Genomic DNA, 18,903 nt, shown 5'->3' on the forward strand with positions numbered 1-18,903 from the left:
AGGCTGGAGGTGACCGCGTGGCAGCGACGATGACGGATGTCGCACGGTTGGCGAACGTCTCCGTGAGCACGGTCTCCTACGTCCTCACCGGCGCCCGGCCGATCTCCGGCGCCACCCGCGAGCGGGTGCTGGCCGCGATCGCCGAGCTCGGCTACTCGCCGAACGCCATGGCCCGCGGCCTCGCGAGCCGGCGCAGCACCTTGCTCGGGCTGCTCCTCCCGCTCGGTGAGGACGGCGTCGGTGCGACGGTCTCGGCCTTCGTCAACGGCGCGGCGTCCGCGGCGAGCGCCGCCGGCTACCACCTCACCCTCAACCCGGTCGGCGCGGACGACGCGGCCCCGCTGCGCGAGCTGGCGAGCCGGCGGCTGCTCGCCGGGGCCGCGCTCATGGCCGTCCGGCTCGACGACCCCCGGGTCGACGTGCTCCGCGAGCTGGGCGTCCCCTACGTGCTCATCGGGCGCACCCGGGACACCACCGGGGTCAGCTTCGTCGACATCGACTTCGACACGACGATGGCGGACGCCGTCGAGCACCTGGTGGGACTCGGGCACCGCCGCGTCGTGTACGTCAACCACTCCCAGGACGCGCTCGCCGCCGGTGACGGACCGACGGTGCGCACGGCCGAGGCGTTCGCCCGGGCCATGCGGGTGCACGGTCTCGAGCCGGTCATGGTCGCCGTCGACGACGGCGCCGCCCACGGCCGCGCCGCGGTCGAGGAGGCCCTCGCCCGCGACCCGGGCGTCACGGCCTTCGTGTCGATGAACGAGAGCGCGACCTTCGGCGTCCTCGCCGCGCTGGCCGACCGCGGGCTGCGCGTGCCGCAGGACGTCTCGGTCGTCTCGGTCGTCATGGCTCCGGCCGTCGCAGAGCTCGCCCATCCGGCCCTGACGGCGATGGAGTCCCCGGGCGCCGCCCTGGGCCGCCTCGCCGTGGAGGCCCTGGTCGACCAGCTCGACCGCACCGACCGACGGGACGCGGACCCGGCCGACGACAAGGAGGTCCACCAGCAGCTGCTGCCCTGCACCCTCCGGGTGCGGGGGACCAGCGGGCCCGTGCGCAGCTAGAGGGGCACGGGACCGGGCGCGCGGGCCGCGCCCGGATCACCCGGTCCGCCACCCGGCCAGGGGTGGCGGACCGGCCAGCGGAATCCGGACAGATTCGCCAGAAGGAGAATACTCATGTCGGCACGACGTAGATCGACGACGGGCAGACTCGCGACGATGGCGCTCGTCGCCGCCGTCGCGACCGGTCTCGCCGCCTGCGGAGGCGGCAGCAGCGCGGGCGGCGGGGCGAGCGAGGCCAGCGGCGCCAAGGTCCTCAAGCTGTGGCACTACGAGGGCGAGACCTCGGCGATGGGCGTGGCCTGGGACAAGGCCATCGAGATCTTCAAGACCGAGCACCCCGGCGTCGAGGTCCAGTTCGAGCGCAAGGCGTTCGAGCAGATCCAGCAGAACGCGAGCATGATCCTCAACTCCGACGCGGGCCCGGACATCCTCGAGTACAACAAGGGCAACGGCACGGCCGGTCTGCTCGCGTCCCAGGGCCTGCTCACGGACATCACCCCCGAGGCGACGAAGCGTGGCTGGGACAAGAAGGTCACCGGTGCGCTCGCGACGACGGCCGTGTACTCCGACAAGGGCGTCATGGGCACCGGCAAGTGGTTCGGCGTCCCGAACTACGGCGAGTACGTCACGGTCTACTACAACGCCGACATGTTCACGAAGTACGGCCTGACCGTCCCGACGACGCTCGACGACCTCACCAAGGTCATGGATGCGTTCACCGCCAAGGGCGTCACGCCGCTGGCGATGTCCGGCGCCGAGTACCCGGGCACCCAGCTGTACTACGAGCTCGCGCTCTCCAAGGCCGACCGCTCCTGGGTCGACGCCTACCAGCTCTACAAGGGCACGGTCGACTTCAAGGGCGGCCCCGTGCAGTACGGCGTCGACACGTTCGACCAGTGGGTGAAGAAGGGCTACGTCTCCAAGGAGTCCGCGAGCCTCAAGGCCGAGGACATGGGGACGGCGTGGATCGCCGGCAAGTACCCGATGCTCGTGAGCGGCACGTGGTGGTACGGCCGGATCGCCGCCGAGGCGAAGTTCGACTGGGACACGTTCCTGTTCCCGGGCAACACGCTCGCGCCGGGTTCGTCGGGCAACCTGTGGGTCGTCCCGACGAACAGCAAGGCCAAGGACCTCGCGTACGACTTCATCGACATCACGATGCGCCCCGAGATCCAGACGCTCATCGGCAACTCCGGCGGCATCCCGATCGCGGCCGACCCGTCGACGATCACCGACGCGAAGAACAAGAAGATCATCGAGAACTTCAACGGCCTGCTGAAGAGCGACGGTCTCGCGTTCTACCCCGACTGGCCCGTCCCCGGCTACTACGACGTCGTCGTCTCGGCGATGCAGGGCCTCATCAACCAGTCGAAGACTCCCGCCCAGGTCCAGGACGCCCTCGAGGGTCCGTACACGGCCGGGGTCAAGGAGGTCACCGGCGGCTGAGCCGTCCGGTCCCTCACCCGTCGCTCGACGCCGGCCGGTTCTCCCGGGCCGGCCGGCGTCGACCGGCCGAAGGAGTCGTCATGCCCGCAACCACCACCTCGGCCGCCCCCGGCGCCCAGGTCCCCGCACACCCGACGGCCGCTCCGGCGGCCGCCCGCCGGCGCCGCTCGCGGCACCCGGCCCGCACCGGCGGTCTCGTGTACTGGCTCTACCTGCTCCCCGGCGGCGCACTCTTCGCCGCGGTCATCGGCGGCCCGTTCGTCGCGAGCGTCTACCTGTCCTTCACGAAGTGGTCCGGCGTCGGCGACCCGCGCTGGGTCGGCCTGGCGAACTACGACCGGCTGGTCCACGACGAGATCTTCTGGACGTCGTTCAAGAACACGGTCGCGATGGTCGTCGCGATGGTCGTCGTCCCGACCCTGCTCGGGCTGCTCATCGCCGCGGTCCTCTTCGACGGCGTCGGCCGCTCGTTCCACCCCCGCGTGGCGAGCGGGCTGCGCGCCGCGATCTACCTGCCGCAGGTGCTCCCGGTCGTCGTCGCCGGCATCGTCTGGGGCTGGATCCTGCGCCCGGACGGCGCGGCGAACGCCGTGCTCGACGCCGTCGGGCTCGGGGCGCTCACCCAGGACTGGCTCGGGTCGCCGGGCACCGCCCTGCCGACCGTCATGCTCGTCATGATCTGGGTGCAGATCGGCTACCCGGTCGTCATCTTCATGGCGGCCCTGCAACGGGTCGACCCCGAGCTGTACGAGGCCGCCGAGCTCGACGGCGCCGGTTGGCTCCTGCGGTTCCGGCACATCACCGTGCCGCAGATCAGGCCGGAGACGTTCGTCGTGACCCTCACGTGCACCATCGCGGCGCTCAAGGTCTTCGCACCCGTCTACGCCCTGACCCGCGGAGGCCCGGACAACGTGACGAACGTGCCGTCGTACTTCGCGTACTACACGTTCTTCAAGAAGCTCAACGTCGGCTACGGGTCCGCCATCGCGACGGTGCTCACGCTGCTCATCGTGCTCGTCACCCTCGCGTTCCTGCGACTGCAGCGCGCGAGCGAGCAGGCCGAGGAAGGGAACTGACATGGCCGACGCCGTCCTCGCCCCGCAGCGCACCGTCCGGGCCGCACCGGACCGGCACCGCCGCGGTGCCGCCCGCTGGCTCGTCCTCGCAGCGGTCGCGCTCGTCGCGGTCCTCACCCTCGTGCCCTTCGCCATCATGGTGCTCAACGCGTTCAAGTCGCCGTCCGACTACTCGAACGGCGGACCGCTCAGCTGGCCGTCCGGGCTCTACACCGACGGGCTCGTGAACTACTGGCGCACCTCGCAGTACCCGCTCAAGCTCTGGAACTCGGTCGTCATCAGCGGGTCCGTCGCGGTCGCGGCCGTCGTCGTCTCGCTGCTCAACGCCTACGCCATCGGCATCGGGCGGGTCCGCGGCCGGATGAGCATCGTCGCGCTCTTCCTGCTGGCCAACATGCTGCCGCAGGAGACGATCGTCTACCCGCTCTACTACGCGGCCAAGCAGCTGGGCCTGTACAACACCCGGCTGTCGGTCATCATCATCTTCACCGTCGTCCAGAGCGCGTTCGGCACCTACCTGCTCGCCTCGGTCCTCGGGACGTTCCCGAAGGCGCTGCTCGAGGCCGCCGCCCTCGACGGCGCCGGGCACTGGAAGATCCTGTGGCGCATCGTCTTCCCGAACGTGCGCCCGACGCTCTCGGTGCTGCTCATCTTCTTCTTCGTCTGGACGTGGAACGAGTTCTTCATCCCGCTCGTGATGCTCGTCGACAACAGCACGCAGACCGTGCCGCTCGCGCTCGCCGCGCTCCAGGGGGACCGCCTCATGGACGCCCCGACGACGAACGCCGGTGCCCTCGTCAGCCTGCTGCCGGCCGTCGCGTTCTTCCTCGTCTTCCAGCGCACGCTGACCCGTGGGGTCACCGCCGGCGCGGTCAAGTGAGCACCGCCGCTCGCCCACGCCCCGCCGCACCGTCCGATCAGGAGCACACCCGACCATGAAGTTCACCGACGGCTACTGGATGGTCCGCAAGGGGTTCACCGTGCTGCGCCCCCGCGGCGTCGAGTCGGTCGAGACCGGCGAGCGGGACCTCACCGTCTACGCCCCGACCCGCCGGCTCGTCGGCCGCGGCGACACCCTCAACACCGCGCTCGTCACCGTCCGGCTCTTCTCGCCGGCCGAGGGCGTCGTCGGGGTGACGATCGCCCATCACACCGGCGGCCCCGACCGGGGCCCGCACTTCGCCGTCGCCGCCGACGAGCACGAGGTCGGCGTCGGGCAGGACGCCGCGAGCGCCTGGCTCACGACCGGGGAGCTCACCGCCCGGGTCACGACGCGGGGCGAGGGCTGGCGCCTGGAGTTCCGGCACGGCGAGCGGCTGCTCACCGCGTCCACGGAGCGCAGCGTCGGCATCGTCGAGGACGACGCGGGCCGCCACCACGTCCACGAACGGCTCTCGCTCGGCGTGGGGGAGACCCTGTACGGCCTCGGCGAGCGCTTCGGCGCCTTCGTCAAGAACGGCCAGAGCGTCGACGTCTGGAACGCCGACGGCGGCACGTCGAGCGAGCAGGCGTACAAGAACGTGCCGTTCTACCTGTCCGGCAACGGGTACGGCGTCCTCGTGGCGCACCCGGAGCTGGTGTCGTTCGAGGTCGGCTCCGAGGTCGTGTCGCAGACCCAGTTCAGCGTCGAGGGGCAGACCCTCACGTACTACGTCGTCGACGGGCCGACGCCGAAGGACGTGCTGCGCCGCTACACCGGTCTCACGGGCCGGCCGGCCCGGGTGCCCGCGTGGTCGTTCGGGCTGTGGCTCTCGACGTCCTTCACGACCGACTACGACGAGGCGACGGTGACGTCGTTCGTCGAGGGCATGGCCGAGCGCGACCTGCCGTTCAGCGTGCTCCACCTCGACTGCTTCTGGATGCGGCAGTTCCACTGGTGCGACTTCGTGTTCGACCCGGTGACCTTTCCGGACCCGGCGGGGATGCTCGCCCGGTACAAGGCGCGGGGCCTGCGGATCAGCCTCTGGATCAACCCCTACATCGCCCAGCGGTCGCACCTGTTCGAGGAGGGCCGGGCGAAGGGGTACCTCGTGCAGCGGGCCGACGGCTCGGTGTGGCAGTGGGACCTCTGGCAGGCCGGGATGGGGCTGGTCGACTTCACGAACCCGGACGCCGCGGCCTGGTTCTCGGGCAAGCTCGAGGAGCTGCTCGACCTCGGGGCCGACTGCTTCAAGACCGACTTCGGCGAGCGGGTGCCGACCGACGTCGTCTGGCACGACGGCTCGGACCCGCAGAAGATGCACAACTACTACGCGCACCTGTACAACCGCACGGTCTTCGAGCTCCTCGAGCGCCGGCGCGGCCGCGGCGAGGCGGTGGTCTTCGCGCGGTCGGCGACCACGGGCGGCCAGCAGTTCCCCGTGCACTGGGGCGGCGACTGCGAGTCGACGTTCCCGTCGATGGCCGAGTCGCTGCGCGGCGGGCTCTCGCTGGCGCTGTCCGGCTTCGGCTACTGGAGCCACGACATCGGCGGCTTCGAGGGCAGCCCCGACCCGGCGGTCTTCAAGCGCTGGCTGCCGTTCGGGCTGCTGTCGTCGCACTCCCGGCTGCACGGCTCGGACTCGTACCGGGTGCCGTGGGCGTTCGACGAGGAGGCCGTCGACGTCCTGCGCCGCTTCACCAGGCTCAAGATGCGGCTCATGCCGTACCTCGCGGCCGCGGCGGAGCAGGCGCACTCCGAGGGCCTGCCGATGATGCGGCCGATGGTCCTGGAGTTCCCCGACGACCCGGCGTGCGCCTACCTCGACCGGCAGTACATGCTCGGCGGCGACCTGCTCGTGGCACCGGTCATGACCGACAGCGGCGAGGTCACGTACTACGTCCCGGCGGGGACGTGGACCGACGTCCTCAGCGGCGACCAGGTGCACGGACCCGGCTGGGTCCGCGCCAAGCACGGCTTCGACTCGGTCCCGCTGCTCGCCCGCCCCGGGGCCGTGGTCCCGTTCGGTGCCGTCGACTCCCGGCCGGACTACGCCTGGGCGGACGACGTCGAGCTGCGGGTCTACGCGCCGGCGCCCGGGGCACGGACCCGGGTGCGGGTGCCGGCCCCGGACGGCGGCGAGGGAACCGTCTTCGAGGTCGCCGTCCCGGCGGAGGACGCGCCCGGTGCGGTGCCGGCGGCGCGCGTCCTGGCGGGGACGTCGTCCGGCCACGTGGTCACGGTCGTCGGGGTCCCGGGCGGCGCCGGGTAGGTTGCCGGGGTGGACGACGCGAGCCCCTGGAGCGACCTCGGCCGGCCGCCGCTGAGCCAGGCGGCGCTCCGCCGGGCCGTCACGCAGGGGACGGGTGCCACCTGGCGGGCGCTCGACGTCCTGCCGCGGACCGCCTCGACGAACGCCGACGCCCTGGCCCGCGCCGCGGACGGCGAGCCCGAGGGGCTCGTCGTCGTCACCGATCACCAGACGGCCGGGCGGGGCCGGCTCGACCGGACCTGGGAGACGCCGGCCCGGGCCGCGCTCGCCGTGTCGGTGCTCCTGCGCCCGGGGACGCCGTCGACGACCCCGGACGGTGAGGACCTGCCCGTCGTCGCGCCCGAGCACTGGTCCTGGCTGCCGCTGCTCACGGGCGTCGCGGCGCACGACGCGCTCGTGCGCACCTGCGGTCTGACCGCCCGGCTCAAGTGGCCCAACGACGTCCTCGTCCCGCGCGACGGACGGCCCGGCGCCGAGGCCGGCAAGGTGTGCGGCATCCTCGCCGAGCTCGCGTCGACGCCGTCCGGGATCGCCGTCGTCGTCGGCGCCGGGATCAACGTGACCCAGACCGCGCAGGAGCTGCCCGTGCCGACCGCGACGTCGCTCGCGCTCGCCGGCTCCGCGACGACCGACCGGGACACCGTGCTGCGCGCCTACCTGCGCGCGCTCTCCGACCGCTACCGGGCCTGGCGGCGCGCCGCCGGCGACCCGCGGGCGAGCGGGATCGCCGCCGCCTACCGGGAGGCCTGCGCGACGATCGGTCTCGAGGTCGCCGTCGAGCTGCCCGGCGGGGTCGTCCGGGGGGTCGCCGACGGCGTCGACGATGCGGGCCAGCTCCTCGTCCGGGACGCCTCCGGCGCGGTCCGTGCGCTCGCCGCCGGGGACGTCGTCCACGTGCGGCCGTCGGCCGCGTCGTCGGGCTCCGGCTGATCGCCGCCCGGCGGAGACGGCATCATCACCGGTATGGGGATCCCGCAGCGCGCGCTCGGCGACGACGAGCGGGTCGTGCTCGCCGTGCGGCCGCACGGCCGCGTGCTCGTCGGGCCGGTCGTCGTCCTGTTCGTCCTCGCCCCGGTCACCGGCGTCGTCGCCGGCTTCGTCAGCCCCGGCGGGGCGGGCTCGGTGCTGCGGGCCGTCGTCCTCGTGCTCGGCGGCGTCGTCGTGTTCCGCGGCGCCGTCGTCCCGTTCCTGCTCTGGCGCAGCACCGTCTACACGGTGACGACGCAGCGGGTCGCCGTCCGGCGCGGCGTGCTCAGCCGGTTCGGCCGGGACGTCCCGCTGGCCCGGGTCAGCGGCGTGACGTTCCGGACCGGGCCGCTGGACCGGCTCTTCGGCAGCGGCCGGATCCGGATCGACGCGACGGGGGAGGGACCGCTCGTCCTCGACGACGTCCCGGCCGTCGAGCACGTGCAGCGGGCGGTGCAGAAGTACGCCGGGCTCGCCGCCGACGAGCTGCCGGACGACTCGACGGACGAGCCGACGGACGACCTGCCCGCGTACCCGGCCGACCCGGACGACGGACCGTTCGGCCATGATCTCCTCGACGTCGAGGAGCTCGACGAGCCCTTCGAGGTGGACGGCTCCGACGAGGACCTCGGGGACGAGGGCTTCGGGGACGAGAGCTTCGGGGACGAGGACCAGGAGCTCGAGGACGAGGAGCTCGAGGACGACGACGGGGACGAGGACGTCGGGGGCGGGGACGACGGGGTGCACGAGGTGGACGACGTGACATGGCGGCGACGCGGCCGCGGCGGCTGGTGGCGACGGTGACGCAGGCCGGTCCGCAGACGTCGCGCGACCTGCGGCGCACGGCCGCCGCCCTCGAGCTGCGGCTGCTGGGCGGACCCCGGCGCTACGCCCGCCGCGAGGTCGCCAAGCTCGTCGGCGTCTCGGTGCTCTCGGCCCGCAAGCTGTGGCGCGCCCTCGGCTTCGCGAACGTCGCCGAGCAGGACGTCGCCTTCACCGACGCGGACGTCGCGGCCCTGACCCGGGTCGTCGGCGCCGTCCGCGACGGGCTCATCGACGAGCCGACCGCGATCGCCCTCGCCCGCGCCGTCGGGCAGACCACCGACCGGCTCGTCTCCTGGCAGGTCGAGGCGCTGCTGGAGCACCTGCGCGACAGCGTCGGGTCGGAGGGGTCCGAGCTCGCCGTCGGGCACCTCGTCGACCTCGTCGACGACCTGGAACAGGTCGTCGTCTACGCCTGGCGACGCCGGCTCGCCGCCGTCGTCGCCCGGCTCGGCGCCGACCCGGACGCCGGCGACGACCTCCAGGCGACCGACCTCACCGTCGGCTTCGCCGACCTCGTCTCCTACACCCGGCTCAGCCAGCGGCTCGAGCAGCGCGAGCTCGGCCAGCTCGTCCAGCGTTTCGAGGGCCTCGCGTCGGACGTCGTCACCGCCGGCGGCGGGCGGGTCGTCAAGACCGTCGGTGACGAGGTGCTCTTCACGACCGACGACCCCGGCTCGGCCGCGGTGATCGCGCTGTCGCTGTCCGAGCTCATGGCGATCGACCGGCTCGTGCCGGACGTCCGGGTCGGCCTCGCGCACGGCCCGGTCCTGCGCAGCCTCGGCGACGTCTACGGCGCCACGGTCAACCTCGCGAGCCGGCTCACCGCCCTGGCCCAGCCCGGCACGGTCGTCACCGACCACGCGACCGCGGCCCGCCTGCAGGGTCACCCGGACGTCGTCCTCGTCGCGCAGCGCGTCCGCCAGGTCCGCGGCTTCGGCACCATCACCCCGCTGCTCATCGCCCGCGCCGGCCCCGACGCCCGGCTCATCGACCTCGACTGACACCGGGCGCGGGTCGGTAGGGTCCCGCTCATGGCAGAGGTGTTCGAGGGCGGGTCCGAGCACGTCCGGCTCGTGCGGCACGGGGACGAGGGGTACGTCGTCGAGGTCGTCCTCGACCGGCCCGAGGCGCTCAACGCGCTGTCGCAGGCGTTCGCCGCGGAGCTGCGCGACACGTTCGCCGCGATCGCCGCGAACCCCGTGGTGCGGGCCGTCGTCCTCTCGTCGAGCCAGGACCGGGCGTTCTGCGTCGGCGCCGACCTCAAGGAACGCAACGGGTTCACCGACGCGCAGCTGCGCGGGCAGCGGGTCGTCTACCGGGCCATGGCGCGGGCGTTCCTCGACGTGCCGGTGCCGGTCGTCGCCGCCGTCGCGGGGTACGCGCTCGGCGGCGGGCTCGAGCTCGCGCTGCTCTGCGACCTGGTCGTCGCGGACACGACGGCGGTGCTCGGGCTGCCCGAGGTGTCGGTCGGCGTCGTCCCCGGGCTGGGCGGCACCCAGCTGCTGTCCCGCCGGATCGGGCTCGGCCGCGCGTCCGACCTCATCCTCACCGCGCGCCGGCTCACCGCCGCCGAGGCCGACGGGATGGGCCTGCTCAGCAGGCTCACGGCGGCCGGGCAGGCCCGGGCCGTCGCGCTCGACGTCGCGACGACCATCGCCGGGCACTCGCCGGTCGGCGTCCGCAACGCCAAGCGCGCCGTCCGGCTCGGGTTCGACACCGACCTCGCGAGCGGGCTCGAGATCGAGGACGGTGCCTGGCGGGCGACCGCGTTCAGCGCCGACCGGGCCGAGGGCGTCGCGGCGTTCAACGAGAAGCGGCGCCCGGTGTGGCCGGGAACGCCCTGAGCCCGGTCCGGTCCCTCGCGGCGCGCCTGAGCAGGACTGCTCAGCGGGACACGCCGCGACGTAGGTAGCCGGACGCCTGACGCCGGGCCCGCGGACCGACCAGGCTGTCGGCCATGGTCAACGTCCCCGGCCTCGACGTCCCCGGTCCGCGCGCCCTCGGCGTGCTCGACCTCGACGCGATCGTCGACAGCACCCGCTGCCCCGTCTGCCGTTCGGTGCTCGCCGCGACGACCTGCGGCAGCTGCGGGGCCGACCTCACGGGGGTCGCCGCCCGCCGGGTCTGGGACCTCTCCCGGCAGATCGTCACCGCCGCGACCGAGCGGGCGACGCAGGTCCGGGTGCTCGGCGAGGAGGCCGCGCAGCGTCGGGCGGCGCAGGCACGACCGGCGTCCCCGCCCGCGGTGCCCGTGCCGCCGGTGCCCGTGCCGCCGGTGCCCGGACCGACGGGAGNGACCGACGGGAGCCGTGCCGCCGGCGTCGCCGGCCGTGCCCCCGGCGGTTCCGCCGCCGTTCGCCCCGCCCGCCGGGCCGGTCCCGGCCCGGCGGCAGGGGCTCGGCGTCCAGGGTGTGCTCGTCGGGCTCGGTGCGCTGCTCCTCGCAGTGGCGGCGATCGTCTTCCTCGCGTTCGCGTGGAACGCCATGGGCATCGGCGGCCGGGCCGCCGTCGTCGGCGGCGTGACCCTCGCGGCGCTCGCCGGCGCCGCCGCGCTGCGGCCGCGGCTCGAGGCGACGGGGGAGGCGGTCGGGGCCTTGGCCGCCGTCCTCGTCCTCGCCGACGTCTGGGCGGTCCGCCGCACGGGCCTGCTCGGGGCCGACGACGTCGACGCGTTCCTCTACTCCGGCGCGGGCCTCGCCGTCGCCGCGCTCGTCCTCGGGGGATGGGCGCTGCGGTGGCGGGTCCGCGCCGGGTCCGTCGTCGCGTCGCTCGTGCTGCCGGTCGCCGCGCTGCTCCTCGGGCTCGCCACGACCGGGCCGCAGGGGACGGCGCGCGGCCTGGGCCTCGGGCTCGTCCTCGCGGCCCTCGCCACCGCCGTCCGGGGCCTGCTGCCCCGTGCCTGGTCGGCGGAACGGGTGCTCCTGCGGCTCGGCGCCGCGGCGGGCCTGCTCGTGCTGCCGGTCGCCGCCCTCGTCACGTACCTGGACGACGGCAACCTCGGGGTCGCGCTGCTCGCCGCCGGGACGGTCGCCGCCGGCCTGCAGGCGACCGTCGAGCTGCGGGCACCGGCGCCGGTCCCGGCACCGCGCGGGCCCGCCACGATCCGCAGCCTGTGGTCCGCGGCCGCCGGCGGCTACCTCGCGACGGTGGCCGCCGTCGGTGCGGCCCGGGTGCTCGACGCCGTCGACAGCGGGACGTCCCCGGTCTACGTCGTGCCCGTCGCCGCCGTCGGGCTGGCGCTCGTGCTCGTCGCCCTGGCGACCCCCGGGCTGGAGCGGGTCGGCGTCCGGGGCCGGCCGGCCGCGCTCGCCGTCGAGGTCGTCGGCGGACTCGTGCTCTCCGTCGAGGCGGCCGTCGTCGCGACGGCTGCGCTCGGGCCGGCGTTCGCCGCGGTGTCCGGCCCGTGGCGGCACACCGCGGGCGAGAGCCTCGCCTCCGTCGCACCCGACGCGTCGGCCTACACCGACCGGCCCGGGCTCTGGCAGACGGTCCTCGTCGCCTCGTGCGCCGCGCTGCTCGTCGCGACAGCAGCGCTCGTCGTCGGGCACCGGGCGCGTCCTGAAGCGGTCGGTGCGGAGGCGCCGTGGGTCGCACCGCTGCTCGCCGGTGGTGGTGTCGTCGGGCTCGTCTGCGCCCCGCGGCTCATGGTCGGGGCCGCCGTCGGCGCGCTCGTCCTGCTCGCGGTGCTGACGACCGTCGTCCGGCTGCGGGTCCCCGCGCTCGCCGGGCGGGCGGACGCCGGCCCGGGGGCGCGGGCGACCGCGCTGTCGCTGCGCGTCGTCGCGGCCGGTGCGGGTGCGCTCGCCGTCGTCGACGCCTGGAGCGTCCCGGCGCTCTCCGTCCCGCTCACCGTGCTCGGGGTCGTCGCGCTGCTCGCGGCGCGCCCGGCGCTCCCGGCCGGCGCCGCCCCGCTCCTCGTCGGCGCGGCCGCCGTCGCGGCGACGGTCGCCGCGGGCGGTGCGGCCGGGCTGCTCGACCGCAGCGTCGCCGACCGGTTCACGACCGCCGGGGTCGCCGCTGCGCTGCTCGTCGTCCTGGCCCAGGCCCTGGCGTGGGCGACGGCCCGCCCGGCACCGGGGGCAGCGGGCGCATCGGGCGGACCGGACGTGCCGCAGGCGCGCGGCCTGCTCGCCCGGCCCTCGACGGCCGAACGGCTCGCGGTGACGGCCGCCGGCGCGCTCGTCGGAGGCGTCTCGCTGCTCGCCGCGGTGGCGGGCGGGGGCGGCGCGGACGGCGAGGAACCGGCGCGGCTCGCCGTGGTCCTCGGCGCGCTGCTGCTCGCGGCGGTCGTCACGGCCCTGGCCCCTGTCCGGGCCGCCGAACCGGGCGCCGACCCGGTCGTGCTGCCCGTCGTCCGCGGCACCCGGCTGGCCGCGGCCGGCGCCGTGCCGGCGCTCGCAGGCGCCACCGCCGTGGCCCTCGTCGAGCGGTTCGGGTCCGGCACCGACGGCGTCGTCGCGCTCCGCGGGCTCGTCCTCGCCGCAGCCGCGGCGGCCGCGGCGCTCGCCCTCGCCGGGGTGCTCGCGGCGCGGCGCGCGACCGTGCGCGCCCCGCGCAGGCCCGCGGTGGAGGCGGGGGTGGTCGTCGTCGCGCTGGCCGCCGGGATCTGCGCCCTCGCCGACCCGGTCGCGGCCCGCGCCTGGGTGACCCTCATGCTGCTCGGCGCGGCGGCGTCCGCGGTCGCGGTCGCCGACGACCGGCGCCCCGTCGGCTGGCCGGCCTGGGTGCTCCTCACCGCGTCGACGTGGGTGCGCCTCGACCTCGGGGACGTCCGGACCCTCGAGGCGTACACGCTCCCGCCGGCCGCCGCGCTGCTCGCGGTCGCGGCCCTGCGGGTGCGGCGCGAGCGGGGGGCCGCCGTCTGGCGGGTGCTCGCACCGGGGGCGGGCCTGGCGCTCGGCCCGAGCGTGCTCGCGAGCGCAGGCGGAGGGGACCTGCGCCCGTGGGTGCTGCTCGCGGTCGGCGCCGGGCTCGTCGCCGCCGGGCTGCTCCCGGACGGCGGCACACCGCGGACGGCGCTGCTGCACCGGGTCGGGCGGGTGCTCACGATCGCCGGGGCCGCCGCCGCGCTCGGGCCGGGCCTGCTGCGCACCGCGGTGGCGGTGTCGGGAGCGGCCCAGGACGCCGGGCTCGGTGCGTCCTCGCTCGTCCGGGCGGTCGACGTCGAGCGCTGGTCGTCGCCCGCGGCGGTCGTCGTGCTCGCGGCGACCGTCGTCCTCGCCGGCCGGCACCGGGCCTTCACCGGCCGCCTCGCGGGCCTCGCACTCGTGCCCGCCCTCGTCGTCCTCACCGCGCCGTCGTGGGCCGCGGCGGCCGTCGTCCGCTGGGACGGCGCGCCCCGGCTCGTCGCCGGTGACGCGGCGACCGCGCCGACGGTGGCCCGTCTCCTCGGGGCGCTCGCCGTCCTCGTGGTCGTCGCGGTCGTCGCGGCCGCGCGCAGGGGTGCGGACCCGGCGACGCCGGCAGGTCTGCTCCTCACCTGGCCGCTCGCGCTGGTCGCGGCAGCCGGCGCAGCGTTCGTGGCTCTCACCGGGTACCGGGTGCTCGACGTGCCCGTCGAGGCCTTCACGGTGACCTCGGGCGCGCTCGCGGTCGTGCTCGGCGCCCTGCGGCTGCGCGCCGTGCCGGCGCTGCGCTCCTGGCCGGCGCTCGGGCCGGGGCTCCTGCTCGCCCTCGTGCCGACGCTCGTGCTCGCCGCCGACGGCGCCCTGTGGCGGATCGTCGGTCTCGTCGTCGTCGCGGCCGCGGTCGTCGCCGTCGGTGCGGCCCGCAGGCTGCAGGCGGCCGTCGTCGTCGGGGCGCTCGTGCTCGTCGGGCACGCCGTGGTCCAGCTCGCCCCGTACGTCGCGGACCTCACGACGTCGCAGTGGCGCTGGGTGGTCTTCGCCGTCGTCGGCGCCGGGCTGCTCGCGCTGGGCGCGACGTACGAGCGGCAGCTCGTCCGGCTGCGGCTCGCCCGGACCCGGGTGTCGGCGCTGCGCTGAGCCCGCGCCCCACCCCTCTCGGCTGCCCGGCCGCCCGCCCGNCCGAGAGGGGTGGGGCGCGGGCCGGCGGCGGTGCGGCCCTCTCGCGGGCCGGGGAGGGACGTCGTCGCGGTGCTTTGCTCTGCCTGCACCAGCGAGCCAAGGGTGGGAGCACCACGGGAGGACCGGAGGAGGCCGCACGTGGCGTTTGCTCTACCCTCACGTCTGAGGGTGACGCCGCGGAGAGGGCGGCGCTGGGAGCGGGACGACGGTCAGGCGGCCTCAGCGGAGCCGACGGGTTCGCGGTCGCCGTCGGTGAGGTCGGTCGTGCCCTGGGGGCGGATCTCGGTGAAGACGAACGTGCGGTACGCCCAGAACCGGAAGAGCGTGCCGAGCGCGATCCCGACGACGTTGCCGGAGATGTTGTCCGCGAGCGGGCTCTTGAAGCCGAGCACGTAGTGCGAGATGCCGAGGCAGGCGAGCGAGATCGCGAGGCCGCCGACGTTCATGACGACGAAGAGCACGAGCTCGGCGGTCGGGGCGCTGCGACGGCGGTGCCGGAACGTCCAGTACCGGTTGCCGAGATAGGCGACGAGGGTCGCGGCGGTCACCGAGAGCACCTTCGACAGCAGCGGCTTGTGCGCGAGCGGGGCGTCCCCGAGGGGCCACACGCCGGTGCGGAGCAGGTTGTAGACGTAGACGTCCGTGACGTAGGCCAACGCGCCCACCGCACCGAACTTGACGACCTCGCGGTAGACGACGTCGACCATCGAGCGCAGCCGGCCGACGGCTCCCGCGATCCCTCGCATGCCGGTGAGACTACCCGCCGTGGCTGTGGATAGTTTGCGGTCGTGCCGCATCCCGACCCGCAGACCGCCGTGACGCGCAGCTCCTCGAGGCAGCGTGACGACGACCTCACACCCGAGGCGGCCGCCGTCGCCCCCGCTCCGACCGGCTTCGGGGCGCTCCCCGAGCGCCCGCCCGGCGGCTTCCCCGTCGTCGGGGTCGTCGGTGGCGGCCAGCTCGCGCGGATGACCGCCCCGCCCGCGGTGAACCTCGCTGTGCGCCTGCGGGTGCTCGCCGAGGCCGTCGACTCGTCGGCGGCCCAGGTTGTGCCGGACTCGCCCGTCGGCGACCACCGCGACGTCGAGGCCGTCACGGCGTTCGCCGCGGGCTGCGACGTCCTCACCTTCGACCACGAGCACGTCCCCACCCGCCTCCTCGAGTCGCTCGAGGCGGCCGGGGTCGCCGTCCGGCCGGGGTCCGCGGCGCTCGTCCACGCCCAGGACAAGGCCGTCATGCGGCGCCGGCTCACCGCGCTCGGGGTGCCGTGCCCGCGGTGGGCCCTCGTGCACGACGCCGCGGAGCTCGAGGCGTTCGCCGCGACGACCGGCTGGCCCGTCGTCCTCAAGACCCCGCGCGGCGGCTACGACGGCAAAGGCGTGCTCGTCGTCGGCTCGGCCGCCGAGGCCGCGGACTGGCTCGAGCGCTCGCACCACCCGGACGCCGAGCACGCCGACGCGCTGCTCGCCGAGGAGAAGGTCGACTTCGTCCGCGAGCTCGCGGTCCTCGTGGCCCGCAGCCCTTCCGGGCAGGCCGCGGCCTGGCCGGTCGTCGAGACCGTGCAGGTCGGCGGGATCTGCCACGAGGTGATCGCTCCGGCGCCTGGGCTCGACCCGGACCTCGCCGCCGAGGCGACGAGCGCCGCGCTGCGGATCGCCGGTGAGCTCGGCGTCGTCGGCGTGCTCGCCGTCGAGCTGTTCGAGGTGACCGGGGACGACGGCCGCCCGGGCTTCGTCGTCAACGAGCTCGCGATGCGCCCGCACAACAGCGGCCACTGGACGATCGACGGCGCCGTGACGAGCCAGTTCGAGCAGCACCTGCGCGCCGTCCTCGACCTGCCGCTCGGCGACCCCCGCCCGCGGGAGACCTGGTCGGTCATGGTCAACGTGCTCGGCGGGAAGTGCGAGGACCTCTACCGCTCCTACCTGCACGTCATGGCCCACGACCCCGGCGTCAAGGTGCACATGTACGGCAAGGGGGTCCGGCCGGGCCGCAAGATCGGTCACGTCACCGTCAGCGGCCCGGACCTGGACGACGTCCGGGCCAGGGCTCGGCACGCGGCCGACTTCATCACGGGCGTCATCGACAGCTAGACCGACAGCCAGACCGACAGCCAGACCGACAGCCAGACCGACAGCTAGGGAGCCGGCAATGAGTGAGACGGTCGTGGGCCTGGTCATGGGGTCCGACTCGGACTGGCCCGTCATGGAGGAGGCCGCCAAGGTCCTCGACGAGTTCGGCGTCGGCTACGAGGCGGACGTCGTCTCGGCCCACCGGATGCCCCACGAGATGGTCGAGTACGGCACCCGGGCGCACGAGCGGGGGCTGCGCGTCATCATCGCCGGTGCCGGGGGAGCGGCCCACCTGCCGGGCATGCTCGCCTCGGTCACCCCGCTGCCCGTCATCGGCGTCCCGGTACCGCTGCGCTACCTCGACGGGATGGACTCGCTCCTGTCGATCGTGCAGATGCCCGGGGGTGTCCCGGTCGCGACCGTCTCCGTCGCCGGCGCGAAGAACGCCGGGCTGCTCGCCGTCCGGATCCTCGGGGCCGGGGCGGACGACGAGGCGCGCCGGCTGCGTGACGCGATGCTCGCCTACCAGCAGGGCCTCAAGGACGAGGCGACCGCCAAGGGCGAGCGGCTGCGCTCGCGGCGCAGCCAGCCGGCGACGGGCTTCGGCTTCACCCGCTGACGGCCGGCCGGCGAGCGGCCGGGCCGCCTCACTGCGGGGACACCGCACCGTCCGTGCGGGTCCGCTCCCTGGCCGGGCCCGGCCGGCCGGACGACGGTGGGAGGCGTCCGACACCGACGCACCTGGGGGACCCGTGTCCGTGCACCCCGTCGCACCGACGACGCACACCGTCGAGCTCGAGCAGCTCGCGCAGATCAACGCCGTGCTCGGGGCCGCCGCTCGCCGGGTGAGCGCGCAGGAGCTGTCGCTGGACGGCGCCCCGCTCGTCGGCCGCGGCGTCCGGGCCCCGCTCGCGCCGCTGCTGCCGGGGCAGACCCGGTTGCCCGGCTACGCCGTGCTGAGCCGGGTCGCGGCGTCCGGGCCGCCGGAGTACCCGTACGTGCACGGGCACTTCACGGCGCTGCCGTGGCGGCACGGTGACCTCGTCGTCGAGCTGCACACACCGACGCTCGCGTCCCTGAGCCACCGGCTCGACCTGCACCACCTCTGGGGCGTGCGCTGAGGCGACGTCCGCTCCCGAGGCGCGGGACCGGCGGGACCTGACGGAGGTCCCGCCGGTCGCGTCAGCGCTTCTGCTCGGCGGCGAGCGGCGTGATCGCCTCGGTGTCGTCCGTCTTCAGCGCCGTGAAGAGCTTCTTCGCCTTCGCGGTGTCCCACGAGACGGCCTCGCCGGCCGGGGTGCGCAGCGCCGGGTTGCCGATCGGCACGGTGAGCGAGAGCCCGCCACCGCCGGACACGGCCCGCATGGCGAGCACGAACCGGGCCAGGCCGACCGGCGTCGTCCCGTCGTCGACGACGAGCGCCCCGCCGCCGGCGGACGCCGCCGGGACCGCGCGCCACGGCGCGAGGATGACGCCCGGCGAGAGCGTCTTGCCGGCGATCGCGGCGAGCACCTGGCGCTGCCGCTCGACGCGGCCGAGGTCGCCGCGCGGGTCGCTGTAGCGGGCGCGGGCGTAGCCGAGGGCGGTCGCGCCGTCCATGTCCTGGCAGCCCTTGGGGATGTCCAGGCCGGCCTTCTTGTCCTTCATGGCCCGCGGCGAGCAGACGTTGACGCCGCCGATCGCGTCGACGAGCGTCGCGTACCCGCCGAGGCCGGTCTCGACGTACTCGTCGATCGTCACGCCGGTCGCCTGCTCGACGGTGCGGACCAGGAGCTGCGGGCCGCCGAACGCGAACGCCGCGTTGATCTTGTTCTTGCCGCGGCCGGGGATCGACACGTACGAGTCGCGCGGGATGCTCACGAGCACGGTCGGGCCGCCGCCCGAGGGCACGTGGAGCAGCATGATCGTGTCGGTGCGTCGACCGCCGATCTTGCCCGTCGCGAGCTTCTTGCGCTGCGCGGCGGTCAGGCCCTCGCGGGAGTCGCTGCCGACGACGAGGTAGGTGCGGCCCGGGGTGTCCGCGGGCCGCTCGTCGGGCAGCGCCGCGACCTTCGTCAGGTGCGTCCAGGCGACGGTGGCGAGCACGAGCGGGTAGACGAGCGCGAGCACGACGAGGACGGCGAGCACGAGCTTCCAGGAGACGCGGCGGCTGCGCGGGCGCGGGACCCGCGGCGGGCCGGCCCCGAGCGTGCCGCCCGGTCCGCCGGGACCGCCGCGGAAGCCGGAGCGGGCCGCGC

Annotated in this window: 15 protein-coding genes; 13 read left to right on the plus strand and 2 right to left on the minus strand. The window is 75.1% G+C overall.

The window, feature by feature from the left end; translation table 11 throughout:
• The first annotated feature begins 17 nt into the window (after nt 1–17).
• The 10 genes from ECOMGDLI_RS07570 (at nt 18) to ECOMGDLI_RS07620 (ending at nt 14,552) form a co-directional block, all read left to right on the plus strand.
• Complete coding sequence (locus tag ECOMGDLI_RS07570) at nt 18–1,064, plus strand: LacI family DNA-binding transcriptional regulator (protein ID WP_198954648.1); 1,047 nt, start codon at nt 18–20, stop codon at nt 1,062–1,064.
• Nucleotides 1,065–1,178: 114 nt separating this feature from the next.
• Nucleotides 1,179–2,510: an ABC transporter substrate-binding protein gene (locus ECOMGDLI_RS07575; protein ID WP_088315687.1), complete on the plus strand. Its 1,332-nt coding sequence runs from the start codon at nt 1,179–1,181 to the stop codon at nt 2,508–2,510.
• 80 nt (nt 2,511–2,590) lie between these two features.
• Complete coding sequence (locus ECOMGDLI_RS07580; RefSeq protein WP_088315689.1) at nt 2,591–3,586, plus strand: carbohydrate ABC transporter permease; 996 nt, start codon at nt 2,591–2,593, stop codon at nt 3,584–3,586.
• Between the two features lies 1 nt (nt 3,587).
• Nucleotides 3,588–4,466 (plus strand): carbohydrate ABC transporter permease, encoded by an 879-nt coding sequence (locus ECOMGDLI_RS07585; protein WP_088315691.1) that lies wholly within the window; start codon nt 3,588–3,590, stop codon nt 4,464–4,466.
• A gap of 55 nt (nt 4,467–4,521) precedes the next feature.
• Nucleotides 4,522–6,777 (plus strand): alpha-xylosidase, encoded by a 2,256-nt coding sequence (yicI, locus tag ECOMGDLI_RS07590; protein WP_088315693.1) that lies wholly within the window; start codon nt 4,522–4,524, stop codon nt 6,775–6,777.
• Nucleotides 6,778–6,786: 9 nt separating this feature from the next.
• Entirely contained in the window at nt 6,787–7,707 is a 921-nt protein-coding gene (locus tag ECOMGDLI_RS07595; protein ID WP_088315695.1) for a biotin--[acetyl-CoA-carboxylase] ligase, read from the plus strand.
• Nucleotides 7,708–7,740: 33 nt separating this feature from the next.
• Nucleotides 7,741–8,547 carry a PH domain-containing protein gene (locus tag ECOMGDLI_RS07600; protein WP_088315697.1) on the plus strand — a complete coding sequence of 269 codons (807 nt, stop codon included), beginning with the start codon at nt 7,741–7,743 and terminating at the stop codon, nt 8,545–8,547.
• A complete protein-coding gene (locus tag ECOMGDLI_RS07605; protein ID WP_088315699.1) occupies nt 8,508–9,569 on the plus strand; it encodes an adenylate/guanylate cyclase domain-containing protein in 1,062 nt (353 codons plus the stop codon). Before ECOMGDLI_RS07600 ends, ECOMGDLI_RS07605 begins: the two co-directional genes overlap by 40 nt.
• 30 nt (nt 9,570–9,599) lie before the next feature.
• Nucleotides 9,600–10,412, plus strand: a complete 813-nt coding sequence (locus tag ECOMGDLI_RS07610; RefSeq protein WP_088315701.1) for an enoyl-CoA hydratase-related protein — start codon at nt 9,600–9,602, stop codon at nt 10,410–10,412.
• Between the two features lie 486 nt (nt 10,413–10,898).
• On the plus strand, nt 10,899–14,552 hold the full coding sequence (locus ECOMGDLI_RS07620) for a DUF2157 domain-containing protein (RefSeq protein WP_158220930.1): 3,654 nt from the start codon (nt 10,899–10,901) through the stop codon (nt 14,550–14,552).
• Nucleotides 14,553–14,803: 251 nt separating this feature from the next.
• Here the strand turns inward: ECOMGDLI_RS07620 and ECOMGDLI_RS07625 are convergent, their stop codons facing one another.
• Nucleotides 14,804–15,340, minus strand: coding sequence for a GtrA family protein (locus ECOMGDLI_RS07625; protein WP_198954649.1), 537 nt, complete (start codon nt 15,338–15,340; stop codon nt 14,804–14,806).
• Nucleotides 15,341–15,382: 42 nt separating this feature from the next.
• On the opposite strand from ECOMGDLI_RS07625, the gene ECOMGDLI_RS07630 reads away from it, so the two are divergent.
• From ECOMGDLI_RS07630 to ECOMGDLI_RS07640, 3 genes are all read left to right on the plus strand, one after another.
• A complete protein-coding gene (locus ECOMGDLI_RS07630; protein WP_233153351.1) occupies nt 15,383–16,687 on the plus strand; it encodes a 5-(carboxyamino)imidazole ribonucleotide synthase in 1,305 nt (434 codons plus the stop codon).
• A gap of 58 nt (nt 16,688–16,745) precedes the next feature.
• Entirely contained in the window at nt 16,746–17,285 is a 540-nt protein-coding gene (purE, locus tag ECOMGDLI_RS07635; RefSeq protein WP_088315711.1) for a 5-(carboxyamino)imidazole ribonucleotide mutase, read from the plus strand.
• Nucleotides 17,286–17,418: 133 nt separating this feature from the next.
• Entirely contained in the window at nt 17,419–17,787 is a 369-nt protein-coding gene (locus tag ECOMGDLI_RS07640) for a hypothetical protein (RefSeq protein WP_088315714.1), read from the plus strand.
• Between the two features lie 61 nt (nt 17,788–17,848).
• On the opposite strand, the gene ECOMGDLI_RS07645 is transcribed toward ECOMGDLI_RS07640, so the two are convergent.
• Nucleotides 17,849–18,903: LCP family protein (locus ECOMGDLI_RS07645; protein WP_198954650.1), on the minus strand; the 1,055-nt coding region annotated here is incomplete at its 5' end.

This window comes from Kineosporia sp. R_H_3, assembly GCF_002198675.1.
In the GTDB taxonomy this organism is placed as follows: Bacteria; Actinomycetota; Actinomycetes; order Actinomycetales; family Kineosporiaceae; genus R-H-3.

Excerpts from the sequence above, each read along its gene's own strand:
- ECOMGDLI_RS07575 (WP_088315687.1), top strand. The coding sequence starts at position 1,179 with ATGTCGGCACGACGTAGATCGACGACGGGCAGACTCGCGACGATGGCG.
- ECOMGDLI_RS07580 (WP_088315689.1), top strand. The coding sequence starts at position 2,591 with ATGCCCGCAACCACCACCTCGGCCGCCCCCGGCGCCCAGGTCCCCGCA.
- ECOMGDLI_RS07585 (WP_088315691.1), top strand. The coding sequence starts at position 3,588 with ATGGCCGACGCCGTCCTCGCCCCGCAGCGCACCGTCCGGGCCGCACCG.
- yicI (WP_088315693.1), top strand. The coding sequence starts at position 4,522 with ATGAAGTTCACCGACGGCTACTGGATGGTCCGCAAGGGGTTCACCGTG.
- ECOMGDLI_RS07600 (WP_088315697.1), top strand. The coding sequence starts at position 7,741 with ATGGGGATCCCGCAGCGCGCGCTCGGCGACGACGAGCGGGTCGTGCTC.
- ECOMGDLI_RS07605 (WP_088315699.1), top strand. The coding sequence starts at position 8,508 with ATGGCGGCGACGCGGCCGCGGCGGCTGGTGGCGACGGTGACGCAGGCC.
- ECOMGDLI_RS07610 (WP_088315701.1), top strand. The coding sequence starts at position 9,600 with ATGGCAGAGGTGTTCGAGGGCGGGTCCGAGCACGTCCGGCTCGTGCGG.
- ECOMGDLI_RS07625 (WP_198954649.1), bottom strand. The coding sequence starts at position 15,340 with ATGCGAGGGATCGCGGGAGCCGTCGGCCGGCTGCGCTCGATGGTCGAC.
- purE (WP_088315711.1), top strand. The coding sequence starts at position 16,746 with ATGAGTGAGACGGTCGTGGGCCTGGTCATGGGGTCCGACTCGGACTGG.